Here is a 12,809-nt window from a genome sequence, read left to right as displayed (position 1 = left end):
ATACAGTTGTCTATTGCAATTATTTAAGACGACCGTGACTGTCGCAGTCAACTACTTAAAACGAAAATGGCAATAAAGCCAGTCATGGGTATAGACACATGTTTATGTTAAAATAACCTGATCTTTCCCTCCTGAGCCTGCCGATGTCTGAAGTTGAAATTACTCCTAGCCTGCAACTAAATACCCGCGGTTTACGCTGTCCAGAACCTGTGATGATGCTGCATCAGGCGATTCGTAAGTCCAAGTCAGGTGATGTGGTTGAGGTGTTTGCAACGGATAATTCGACTTCATGGGATATTCCAAAATTCTGTATGCACTTGGGGCATGAATTACTGTTACAGGAAGAACGCCTGGATGAAAATGGCAATAAAGAGTTTCATTATCTGGTAAAGAAAGGGTAATAACGTGTTGGGCAGATGAAGTGAATCATTTGCCCTGCTTCGATTAATCAACACTTTCCGGGCGTGAAGCCTATTTCATAATAACAACCTGATTCTAGAAAGATAAAGTTTAAAGAAGCCCATCTGTTTAGCAAGCAAACATATTTTCTCTGGTCAGAGAACAATTGAAGCAAATCCATCAGACCAAACTGGCTAGGCTTAATCAATTAAATTTATTATAATGCCGAAAAAATAAGCATAAAAATAAAAATGATCAGAAATTCTATTGCTCAAATACTCGAACAATTGGGATTAAGCGCACAGAAACGCGCTTTACATATTCAGTTTTCTAATCAACAGCTTAATTCGGAAATCTTTCTGCAGCGTATTGATGGACAGCATGTGCTCAATCAAGGGCTGAAGATTGAACTTATTTGTTTATCTAGCAATGCTCTGATTCCTCTCAAAAGCTTCATAGGTACACAGGTCGCGGTAGATCAGGTAACAGACCAGGGGCAGCTTTTTCGCAGTTCAGGCATTATTACCCGGGCAACTCAGGGGCAAAGTGATGGTGCATTAACGCTTTATAAGCTTACTTTGGAAGATGCCACTTCACTTTGGCATAAACGCCGGAATAGCCGTGTGTTTATGGACAAAAGTGTTCGCGATATTACCAGAATATTATTTGAGGAATGGCAGAGTAAAAGCCTATTATTTGCGGCTGCACTCAATCTGGATTTATCCGGTTTGCAGCAGACTTATGATGTGCGTCCTTTTAGTATGCAGTCGAATGAAACTGACTATGAATTTTTAACCCGTTTATGGCGCAGTGAAGGTATTAACTGGCTGATTGATGAATCTGAGCTATTGCTCCTACATTCCTCTGCACCGATTACAGCACAGAAACTCAGATTGATTGATGATAATAGCCAATATCAGGCTCTAAGCCGCCAGGTAATCCGTTTCCACCGTTCTAGTGCTACCGAACAGACAGATAGCATGACCAGCTTTATTGCAGAGCGAAAATTACAGCCGACTGCTGTACATATCCAGCGCTGGCATGCTGATCGCTTGAATCAGGAGGAAGGTACAGGTTCAGTACAAAGCAGGCATCAGCATAGTCAAGTTCAGGATAATGCCAGTCTGGGACTGGAACAGGCGTGGCATATCAGTCCGGCATGGGTTACTGACCTCAAGCATGAAGACCAGGCTACGTCAGCATCAAATGCGCAAATTGAGAAAGTTAACCAGAACCTGCAACATTTTTATGATGCGCAGGCCAAGCAGTTTTTAGCAACATCCACTGTACGTGATGCGCAAGTCGGTTACTGGTTCAGCCTAGATCAGCATCCAGAAATTGACCAGCATCGGGTAGCCGATAAAGAATTTCTGATTCTTTCCAAGCAATTCTATAACCAGAATAATCTACCCAAAGACCTGAATGCACAGGTGAATGCTTTAATCCAGCAAAGCCAGTGGCAGCTGACAGAAGTTAAAGATGCTGATGAGCGCCAGACCAATCATTTAGTCTTACAACGTCGCAATATTCCTTTGGTTCCTGAATATCAGCCTTTATTGCATCGACCACCAGCCTGTCCGCAACGGGCAAAAGTAGTAGGGCCAGAAAGTGAAGACATTTATGTGGATGAATGGGGACGCATCAAAATCCGGTTTTTATTCACCCGTCCGGACGATCATACCCATGATAATGGAGCCGGAACGAATGACAGTGATACTGACTCGGCCTGGGTAGATGTTCTCACGCCTTGGGCAGGGGAAGGTTATGGTGTGCGCTTCTTGCCACGTATTGGTGAAATTGTTGTGATCGACTTTTTTGATGGCAATATTGACCGGCCTTTTGTGGTGGGCCGGATTCATGAAGGTCAGCGTTCACCAACAAAATTTGACAAGAAAGGACGCTTACCAGAGACCCAAAAACTTAGTGGTATTCGCTCTCAAGAAGTGCAAGGAGAAGGTTTTAACCAGTTACGTTTTGATGATACCACCGGGCAGATCAGTGCACAGTTGCATAGCAGCCATGCTGCGAGTCAACTTAACCTAGGTGATTTGAGCCATCCGAAAGAACAGGCTGAAAGTGAGAGGCGTGGAGAGGGATTTGAGCTGAGAACAGACCAGTGGGGGGCAATACGGGCAGGTGAAGGTCTACTGATTTCGACCCACAAACAGCAGGTTGCAAGGGGTTCACATATGGAAGCTGAACCAGCGAAAAGCCAGCTTCAATCGGCTCTACAGATGAGTCAGGTGCTCAGTGATGTGGCTAAAAATCAGCAAACTGATCCAGTGGAAATTTTTGAGAAGTTAAAAAGCCTGATTGAGCAGATTGAACAACAGGATCAGAAAAAAGCTGCTGCCTTTAAACAGGCAATCATGATCCTAACGGCACCACAATCGATTGCGCTGAGTACCCAGCAGGACATTCATCTATCTGCTGATGGGCAGATTAGTCAAAGTGCAGGAGAGAGTATTAACCTGAGTACACAACAATCTTTGATTGCCCATGCCAGCCAGAAACTAAGCCTGTTCGCAGCGCAAGACGGAGCACGCTTATATGCAGGTAAAGGCAAAGTCGAGATTCAGGCACAAGGAGATGAAATAGATGCTATTGCGCGTAAAGGTATCAAAATTATCTCTACTGAAGATCTGATCGAAATGACCGCTGCCAAGAAAATCATTTTAACCGCGGGCGGTTCTCAGATTGAAATCAGTAGTTCAGGAATTTTGCCAACCACTGGTGGCAAGTTTGAAGTGAAGGCAGGGCAGCATCAGTTTGTACCTGGCACGAAAGTAAATATGAACTTACCATTCTTCCCACAAAGTGTGTGTTGGGAATGTCTGGCACGAAGAGCAAGTCAACGTGGGGCATTTGTCAATAAAGGGGATGGTTCATAGATGATAAGTTTATTACATCCTGATTTACATTATTTTTTTGAAGAATATCCATCTGGGGAACATAAGACTTATTTTATTTATGCTTTGGCTGATGCAGCACAAGACAGTTGGTTTTTAAAAAAGAATTCACATTTACATTATCGCAATTTATTAACAGAAGCTGCTGGTAATAAAGCTGCAGAAATATCACCTCATTTGGTTCAACTCGGGCACAATCATAATATCGAGTGGCAATATATCTCTAAACGCGTAGTTGGGACTCCTCGATTAACCTTAATAATAAGTCCTTTAGATTTTGATAGTTTATATTCACATTTGAGGCAATTTCTAAATGTCCAGTTTGAAGGTGGATTAGAGATGTATTTAGCATTTTGGGATCCAGCTATTCTTGGTACTTTAGTCGGTCAAATTTCAGACCAGACTCTTTATGTTAAGCAACAAGTGTTATCAGACCAGCAGAAGAAAGTTTTATTAGAGCCTATTCACAGTTGGTGGTATTGGGATCGAAAAGACAAATTACATAAAATCATCGGCGGTAATGGTCATGAATCTCTGAAATTTTATGATTGGCAAAATCCGTTTACATTTACGCCAGTACAAGAAGACATGATGGTAGAAGCAACCTTTCCTGATCATTTGATTTATTATCTAAATCTGAATAATCCTTTCTTGGTTGAGGAATTTAAGGAATGGGAGCTTTACCCATATGTTGTGAAAAAAATAGCATTAGCACGTGAATATGGTTTGGAAGGTACTCGGGATATTTTAAATTTTATTTGTCTAACTTTGATATATAAAAATAATTTCGAACAAGATGACCTTCTTCAAAGTGTGCTATTAAAAGTGAAGAATAAGATGATCACAATGGATCAGGCGATGGAAGACTTAGAGAGTTCAGTTGAAGAAAACGAATAAATCATAAAACATGAACTTTATGCTAACACAATTAATTAATCATCAAAGCAACGTGAAGTTAGGAATATTCTTTAAGTAAATTAAAAATTATAGGGGATGTTATGAATATATTTAAAAAAATTGTGATGCTACCAGTAAGCTTGGCTTTAGGTGTGGTGGGATGTAGTTCAGGCTCAAGTAAAACTTATGTACTTACGACAACATCGTTCGGTTATGACCCAAGATATAGACCTTATATTGTACGAGTGAATGGCGAGGAAGTTGGAGGAGGATTTGGGGCAGCTACCAAACGATCTGCAGTTATTACAGGTCCACAATACATCAAATGGGGGGAAGGAAATAGCTATAAAGAGCATATTGCAAAAAATGTCCCACACTTAACCAAGGAGGACTTAAAAGGTAAAAGCTATTTAGCAGTGCACCTTTATCCAGATGATACGGTTGAAATTACATTGACTGAAGGGCGGAATATGCCTGATGCTACAAAAAAAGGATTAGAGGTGAGATCGAAATTAATTGATGAATTAAATGAGAATGATAAAAAAATAAAAAGGTAAGAATATGGTTTCTCAATTACAAAAAATAAAAAATAGCAATCAAGATGTCAGTAATCTGCATCCACAATCCAAGCAAGATTGCGCTGATGTAGTTAATATTTCTGTTTTTTTTGATGGGACAGGAAACAATTTAGAAGCAGACCAAGATAAAGGAAAACTCGCCAACCCAGCAAAGTTATGGCGAAATGCACAATCTTATAGTTTATTCGAAATTGAGCGTACAAAGTCGCCAGTGAAGTTAAATCATCCTATTTATGTTTCTGGAGTTGGAACTCCGTTTAATGGTGAGCTAAACAAAGTCGAAAAAAGAATAGCCACAGTGCAAGACCATGAGCTTACAGGGGGGGTAACAGGGATTGGAGGTACAAGACGGTTAAAATATGGTGAGTCTCAAATCAGTATTAGCCTTGAAAACATCCTCAAACAAAAAATAGCTCAAACCGAGGCGACCTTAAAGCCTCAGGTTGAAGCGCGAAAAAATGAAGCGATAGTTAAAATGGAGGCAAAGCTCAACGAACATCGTCTAATCAAAAAAGTTAATTTATCGATCTTTGGTTTCTCACGCGGGGCTGCACTGGCACGGGTATTTTCTAATGAAATGATTTGGAAGACTGAAACTGAGGACTTGAGCCTAAAGTATCAAATCTCAGGTCAAGCAGAACTTGCACCAATGGAAATACAGTTTTTAGGTATATTTGATACGGTTGCTTCTTTTGGATTGCCTGCGACCAATATGTCAAATAAACTTAGTTTTAAAGGACGAGACATGGTGGTCGATCCGAGAGTAAAAAATTGCTTACATCTAGTGGCAGGTAATGAATTACGCTTCGCTTTCCCAGTTGATTCTATCCATATAGATGAAAAATTGGCTAACCCAAGAACATGGAAAGAAATAGTCTATCCTGGGATGCATTCCGATGTTGGTGGTGGCTATGAGCCAAGTTCACAAACAATTAGTAATAATTTTGCTCGTATACCTTTAAAGCATATGCTTGAAAGTGCAGCGGTATCAGGTGTGAAAGTATTTGGTTATAGCGAATTAGAAAATAATGACATTAAAATCTTTAATGAAGAGTTTAAGATCGAAGAAAAAACCCAGCAACTTTTCGAGGCCGTTCAAAAAGCAGTAGGAGCCTCGACAGGTAATGTAAAAAAAGACATTACAAATTATATGAAACTTCATTATGGTGCCTATGGAACTTTACATCGTCAACGGCAACAATATTTAGCAGCAGGTAAATCAAAAGAAGATCTAGCTTATCTTTCAGTGAGTCAAAATGCTCGAGAAGAAGCCGGATTTTCTTTACCAACCGGTCCTGCTGATATGGCCACTGAAGTTGAAAGAGTTAAAGCAGCTAAAAATTTCACCACATTTGATCAATCTAATTTAACAGGTATAAAACACGTATTTAGAATTATTTATCCATTTGCTAAAGCTTATGAGTTTTTAGTCGATATAGATGATTGGGAATTACAGAGTTGGGAAAAAAATGTTTCACAAGAAGCAGTAGATTTTTATTCAAGCTATGTACACGATTCGAAATATGGTTTCATCTATAATGCAGAGCCATTTAGTTACTTTAGACAACGAACGGTATATGAATCAAAACGAAGTTGGAAAGGTAAAAGAGTCGATAAAAAATTAGGGCCTATCCACGAACAAATAGCTTATGAAAATAATGAATTTGAAAAAACTCAGAATAATTAGTTTTGAAAGTTAATAAAAAATCTGTATATGAGAATTCTTTATTCAATAAATTAAATATTAGATAGTTCGGCCATCAGCAAGATCAAGTATAACGCACATAATATTCTGTGAAGGATCTTAAATGTCACAGGTCTTACAGCGTGCGCAGTTGGCTATATCAATGATGAGTAAAAAAATAATAATGAGTGTTTAAATGTATAACATGTTAAAAATTGAAAGTCGAATCCAGCGCCTGGAAGTTTGGATAATGGTATCTCTTGGATGAGAAAGTCTGATTTTGATAAGTTAAAAAGTCGTAAGGAATGGAGAGATATATTTGCATTAGGGTGAGCTGGAATAGTAATGGTGAATATCTTGAATATACTGTTCCAAAAGATTAGAAACTCTGTGCTTGGGAAGGTCCAGCGATATATCAACAGCGAGGTGAATTCTATTTAAAAGGTGGAGTCCCGCGAATCAGTCTGAATCACAGTATTTTATAAAAGGAGATATTTTTCTAAAATTAGAAAGTGATTGGGGTGAAACAATCTGGTATTTAAAAGCAACCAATAAAGAAAAATAAAATTGAATTTTCTAAAAATACTTAAGTGCTTTAAAAGGGATATTATAAAACTTATATAAATAAACCCGCTCGAAAGCGGGTTTATTTATATCTCATGAGAGATTACATATTTGGATAGTTTGGACCACCAGCACCTTCCGGTGTTACCCAGGTGATGTTCTGAGAAGGATCTTTGATGTCACAGGTCTTGCAGTGTACACAGTTGGCTGCATTGATCTGGAAGCGTTTAGAACCGTCATCATTTTCCATGATTTCATATACACCCGCCGGGCAGTAGCGCTGAGCTGGTTCATCCCATTTTGGCAGGTTCACGTTCACTGGAATTGAAGCATCGGTCAGTTTCAAATGCGCAGGCTGGTTTTCTTCATGGACCGTGTTCGATACAAATACCGAAGACAGGCGGTCAAAGGTCAGCTTGCCATCTGGTTTAGGATAGTTCGGCTTGAAGTTCACCGCATCAACAGTTTTCAATGTCTTAAAGTCTGGCACCAGGTCATGCAGGGTAAATGGTACTTTAAACACGTTCTGGTCGATAAAGTTGAATGCACCCCCCATCCATTGACCAAACTTATGCATTGCAGGGCCAAAGTTACGCGCGCTATACAGCTCTTCTTTCAACCAGCTGTTGTTGAACTTGTCTGTATAAGCAGTCAACTCTTTTACGAAGAAATCTTCGCCTTCAGTTACACGTGCAACTGCCAGGTCACCGCCTTTCTCTACACCGGCCTTGATTGCTTCAAATACCGCTTCACCACAGAGCATGCCTGACTTCATCGCAGTATGTGAGCCTTTGATCTTGGCAAAGTTCAGGAAGCCGGCATCATCACCGATTAAAGAACCACCTGGGAAAGTGAATTTCGGCAGAGAGTTAAAACCGCCTTTGGTTACGGCACGCGCACCATAAGAAATACGTTTACCGCCTTCCAGATACTGTTTGATCAGAGGATGGGTTTTCCAGCGCTGCATTTCCATGAACGGATACATATGCGGGTTTTCATAAGAAAGATCCACGATCATGCCCAGGGTCACCTGGTTATTTTCAGCATGGTAGAGCCACCAGCCACCTGAAGAACCGGTTTCATTGAGTGGCCAGCCAGCACCATGCATGACCAGACCCGGTTTGTGCTTGGCAGGATCAATTTCCCATAGTTCTTTAATGCCGATCCCGTAGTGTTGTGGATCTGCATCTTTATCCAGGTTGAATTTCTGGATCAGGCGTTTACCTAAGTGGCCACGGCAGCCTTCAGCAAAAATCGTGTATTTCGCGTGCAGCTCGTAACCTGGAGTGAAGTTATGCGTTGGTTCGCCATCTTTACCAATGCCCATGTCACCCGTCTGGATACCTTTGACTGAACCATCTTCATGGTAAAGGATTTCAGAGGCAGCAAAGCCCGGGAAGATCGAGACTTCCAGTTCTTCTGCTTTTTGGCCTAACCAGCGCACCACATTGCCCAGTGAGATGACATAGTTGCCATCGTTATGCATGGTTTTAGGCACCATCCAGTGCGGAGCTTCTTGTGATTTTTCATCAGAGAGCAGGAAGAAGGTTTTGTCTTCAGTCACTGGTACATTTAAAGGTGCGCCTTCTTCTTTCCAGTTCGGGAACAGCTCGTTCATGGCACGTGGTTCAAGTACAGCACCAGAAAGAATATGAGCACCGACTTCGGAGCCTTTTTCCACGACACAAACGGACAGATCATTCAGGTTGTTTTCAATTGCAAGCTGACGGATTTTGATCGCAGCAGAAAGACCCGCAGGGCCTGCGCCTACGATAACTACGTCAAACTCCATCGATTCACGTTCGATGTGCTCCATGTGGGACTCCTCATATTACATTCGGTGGCAACCATAATCGGATGATCGGGTGCTGCCATGAGTATTTATAATTCCTGGACACAAAAAGATTAGTGTCTTTCATCTTGTGGGCTAGTATAGTTTTAAACCCAGTTTAAGCCAATTGGCTGAAACATATTATTTTTCCGTCATTAAGGTCTTCTACTATGGATAAGTCAGCAGAAACGAATCATCCGACGAAAAAAACAGCCATGAGTGATGATAAAAATTTAACAAATATTGCACAATACATAAAAGATGCACAGGACAGTCACAAAAGGTCAATACCCCCTTTAGATCAGTGGCAGCCAAAGCATTGTGGCACAATGGATTTGAAGGTTTTAGCCAATGGAGAATGGTGGCACGAAGGTCAATTGATTAAACGCCAAGCCATGATTGACCTGTTCTCAACAGTGCTATGGAAGGAAGATGGCAAATTCTATCTCAAAACCCCGGTTGAGCAGATCGAAATTGAAGTCGAAGATGAGCCCTTATTTGTAGGGCAGGCTGATCAGGTAGAAATTGATGGAAAAAGCTATATTCAGCTGACGACAACGACGCAGGATGTAATCATCGTAGATAAAGAACATCCAATTTTCATGCGTACTTTTGGTGATGAACAGCGCCCTTATGTGCATGTGCGTTTTGGTATTAATGCATTGATTCAGCGAGCTGCCTTTTTACATCTGGTAGAAATGGGTGAGCTTATCGAAAATTCTGAAGGCGACACGGTATTAAACTTGAAAAGTGGTGATTTAGACTTGCATTTAGGCACCTGAGGTTTAAGCTTTGTGCCATGTCTGTCCATTTGAGCAAACAGCCCCTGTATGAGCGCCATTTATCCGATTTCGTCCACACTCGATCCCATTATTGATGTTACTGCAGATGCACCCATTGGGATTTTTGATTCAGGAATCGGAGGCCTCTCTGTTGCACTAGAAATTGCACGCCATTTACCGAATGAACGTTTCGTCTATTATGCCGATACTGCCAATGTGCCTTATGGTCCGCGTGAGGATCAGGACATTCGTGAGCTCACCGCGCAGGCAATTGAATGGTTATATCGCAAGGGCTGCAAGACTGCTGTCGTGGCATGTAATACTGCTTCAGCTTTTAGTCTGGATTATTTGCGTACGCATTATGGCGAGCGTTTTCCAATTATCGGTCTGGTACCGGCTTTAAAGCCGGCAGTTTTGGCGACCCATTCCAAAACTGTGGCCGTGCTTGCCACACCAGCAACCTTTCGCGGTCAGCTGATTAAAGATGTCATGACCCGTTTTGCCGAGCCCGCAGGGGTAAATGTGATTCCAGTTACCTGTCTGGATCTGGTGCCTTTTGTCGAGGCTGGCGAGCAGATGAGTCCCGCGTGTCTAGCGACATTAACCAAGATTTTACAACCAGTTGTAGATCAGGGTGCAGACTATTTAGTACTTGGATGTACACATTACCCCTTCCTAAAATCGTCAATTCAGTATATTTTTGGTCATAAAATGACATTGATTGACTCTGGATTGGCAGTTGCAAGACAAACCGCCCGTATTTTGATCAAAAATGAGTTATTATTTGAAGGCGAACGTAAAGAAAGTGTAAGAATCGAAATTTTTGTCAGTGGTCAAAATGCTGAACAAGTTCAACCGATTATACAGCACCTGATTCTGGACGATATTCAATGGTCTGTAAGTAATATATAAGCTGAGTTTTAAGTCAGTGAATTACATTATTTTAAAATTTGATATTTTTAAGTGGGGCACGCATATGCAACAGCTCATGGAAATCGAGGTGAACTGTGCATATTCGCGGTAGTTGGAGAGGGTTTGGAATGCTGGATAAACGTTATCAGGTTTTTATATCCACATCTGGTTCGGAAATGCAGCCAGAGCGTATCATCTTGTCGCAAACGCTGGTGGGTATGGGCTTCTTCTCCTGGGGGCTGGAACAGCGTAATCCACTCAGTACTGCCTTTGCTCGCCGTCAAATTGATGACTGTGACTATGTGGTAATCCTGCTGGGAAGCCAGTATGGTGAACAGTCCGTTTCTGGCGTTGGCTATATGCACCTTGAATATATCTATGCAGTAACCAAGCAGAAACCAATTATTGTATTTATGCATGATGACCCTGCCTCTCGTGAGCCGTCCCTGCATGATGCCAAAGCGGAATTGCGTGAAAAATTTAATGACTTCCGAAAACTGCTACAAAATGAAGTCGATCAGGTCTTTACCTATCGTAGCCTGCGTGATCTGGAAATGGCAGTTCGCCTGAACATGCCCCAGATGCTAGAACGCTATCCGGTGACTGGCTGGGTACGTCCCCAAAATGCCCAAGCCCTGCATGATGAAATTGATCAGCTCAAGGCGCGTATTGCCCAAATGGAAGCCGAAGCAGGCAAGCGTGAGCCTGATCCATTTCTGAGCTTGCCTAAAGTGTCCATGCATGAAATTTTTTCTTTTGAATACCGCATGCATGCCTATCAGGACGGTAACTTTAAAGAGCTCAAAATTCAGAAAAAACTGACCTGGGCTGAGCTTCTGGCAATTCTTGGATCTACCTTTGTCAATCCAACGCCAGAAGAATTCTTCTCTAAGCGCCTGAATGAATATTTAAATGAAACCGGTCTGGAAGATGCACGTATAGAAATGCCACGTGCTCATGCCGTGGCACGTGCACAGATGAACATTCGTGCCTTGCATAGCCTGAAAATGCAGATGCGACAAAATGACTGGATTGTACCGACTGGCCGTGATGACCGTCAGCGTTTACTATGGCAGATCACGGCTAAAGCCCAGAAATTGATAGAAAGTAATTTACTGGATAAGGATCGGGTTTTTCAATATAAGTCAGTATATTAATCCATATTATAAATTTATTGAAAACTGTTAAAGTACAGGGGTTGACCCCTCAAGACGGATGATCTGAATGTTTGCTAAACCGAAAGTCACCATTATCCTGGCAAATCTCGGTACCCCTGATGCTCCTACCGTTCCCGCAGTACGAACTTTTCTGCAGCAGTTCCTGTCCGATCAGCGTGTCATTGAAATCCCCAAACCGGTCTGGCAGATCATTTTGCGCCTGTTTATTCTACCTTTCCGTCCTAAACGGGTTGCGCAGGCTTATGCACAAGTATGGGCTAAAGATTCACCCATGCGTGAAATCCTGCTGCAACAGGTTGAAGCAGTCAGAGCAGAATTGACTCAGCGTTATCCGCAATTCGAGCTGAATGTGGTGCCCGCCATGACCTATGGCAATCCGAACATTCAGACTGTTCTTAGCCAGATCAGCGCACAACCTCAGGATCACGTGATCCTGTTGCCCTTGTTCCCGCAGTATTCAGCCACTTCCACTGCGCCGCTGTACGATGCAGTCGCGAGATGGGTATTGACTCAGCGTAATCTTCCGGGTTTATCACTGATTCGTGATTATTATCAGCATCCGCTGTTTATTCAGGCATTGGCACAGAGTGTGCGTGACTATCAGGCGATTCATGGCAAGCCAGAAAAGCTGTTAATGTCGTTTCATGGTATTCCACAGCCTTATGCCGATAAAGGTGATCCCTATGCTGACCGTTGCCGTATCACCGGGAAACTGGTGGCTAAAGCTTTAGGGTTATCTGAAGATCAGTATGCGATTAGCTTCCAGTCACGTTTTGGTAAGCAGGAATGGGTTAAGCCTTATACCGATGCCTTGATTGAAGAGTGGGGCAAGCAGGGGGTGAAATCAATTCAGGTCATGAGTCCGGCTTTCTCGGCGGATTGCCTGGAAACCCTAGAAGAACTGGCAATGGAAAATGCGGATACCTTCAAGGCTAATGGTGGTGAACGCTATAGCTATATTCCGGCATTGAATAGCCGCGAAGATCATTTGCAATTGCTCAATTCATTGCTACAGGCTAATCTTGATGCATTGACTCATACTCTCGCTCACTAATTTTTTGAGGTTTTAAAGCCT

The 12,809-nt window shown here is 42.0% G+C and carries 10 protein-coding genes; 9 read left to right on the top strand and 1 reads right to left on the bottom strand.

What is annotated here, in order from left to right:
• Window positions 1-143: 143 nt before the first annotated feature.
• The 5 genes from tusA (at window position 144) to FSC11_RS13205 (ending at window position 6,470) form a co-directional block, all read left to right on the top strand.
• On the top strand, window positions 144-401 hold the full coding sequence (gene tusA / locus FSC11_RS13225; protein WP_163167366.1) for a sulfurtransferase TusA: 258 nt from the start codon (window positions 144-146) through the stop codon (window positions 399-401).
• Window positions 402-650: 249 nt separating this feature from the next.
• Entirely contained in the window at window positions 651-3,290 is a 2,640-nt protein-coding gene (locus FSC11_RS13220) for a type VI secretion system Vgr family protein (RefSeq protein WP_163167364.1), read from the top strand.
• Entirely contained in the window at window positions 3,291-4,205 is a 915-nt protein-coding gene (locus FSC11_RS13215; RefSeq protein ID WP_163167362.1) for a DUF4123 domain-containing protein, read from the top strand.
• A 101-nt stretch (window positions 4,206-4,306) separates the two neighbouring features.
• Window positions 4,307-4,762 (top strand): hypothetical protein, encoded by a 456-nt coding sequence (locus FSC11_RS13210; protein WP_163167360.1) that lies wholly within the window; start codon window positions 4,307-4,309, stop codon window positions 4,760-4,762.
• Window positions 4,763-4,766: 4 nt separating this feature from the next.
• The gene (locus FSC11_RS13205) at window positions 4,767-6,470 is read left to right on the top strand and encodes a T6SS phospholipase effector Tle1-like catalytic domain-containing protein (RefSeq protein WP_163167358.1); all 1,704 of its coding nucleotides are present in this window, start codon (window positions 4,767-4,769) and stop codon (window positions 6,468-6,470) included.
• A 664-nt stretch (window positions 6,471-7,134) separates the two neighbouring features.
• Here FSC11_RS13205 and FSC11_RS13200 read toward each other — a convergent pair.
• Window positions 7,135-8,847 carry an electron transfer flavoprotein-ubiquinone oxidoreductase gene (locus FSC11_RS13200; RefSeq protein ID WP_004890452.1) on the bottom strand — a complete coding sequence of 571 codons (1,713 nt, stop codon included), beginning with the start codon at window positions 8,845-8,847 and terminating at the stop codon, window positions 7,135-7,137.
• Between the two features lie 185 nt (window positions 8,848-9,032).
• On the opposite strand from FSC11_RS13200, the gene FSC11_RS13195 reads away from it, so the two are divergent.
• The 4 genes from FSC11_RS13195 (at window position 9,033) to hemH (ending at window position 12,788) form a co-directional block, all read left to right on the top strand.
• On the top strand, window positions 9,033-9,644 hold the full coding sequence (locus FSC11_RS13195; protein ID WP_163167356.1) for a DUF1285 domain-containing protein: 612 nt from the start codon (window positions 9,033-9,035) through the stop codon (window positions 9,642-9,644).
• A gap of 48 nt (window positions 9,645-9,692) precedes the next feature.
• Window positions 9,693-10,556, top strand: coding sequence for a glutamate racemase (gene murI, locus FSC11_RS13190; protein WP_008303930.1), 864 nt, complete (start codon window positions 9,693-9,695; stop codon window positions 10,554-10,556).
• Window positions 10,557-10,684: 128 nt separating this feature from the next.
• Window positions 10,685-11,713, top strand: a complete 1,029-nt coding sequence (locus FSC11_RS13185) for a DUF4062 domain-containing protein (RefSeq protein ID WP_004813438.1) — start codon at window positions 10,685-10,687, stop codon at window positions 11,711-11,713.
• A 67-nt stretch (window positions 11,714-11,780) separates the two neighbouring features.
• Window positions 11,781-12,788, top strand: coding sequence for a ferrochelatase (gene hemH / locus FSC11_RS13180; protein WP_004813436.1), 1,008 nt, complete (start codon window positions 11,781-11,783; stop codon window positions 12,786-12,788).
• Window positions 12,789-12,809: the final 21 nt, after the last annotated feature.

Origin of the sequence: Acinetobacter schindleri (assembly GCF_010918895.1) — a bacterium.
Classification (GTDB): domain Bacteria; phylum Pseudomonadota; class Gammaproteobacteria; order Pseudomonadales; family Moraxellaceae; genus Acinetobacter; species Acinetobacter schindleri.
The sequence above is the reverse complement of the archived record's forward strand: the minus strand, read 5'-3'. Positions and strand labels throughout refer to the sequence as shown.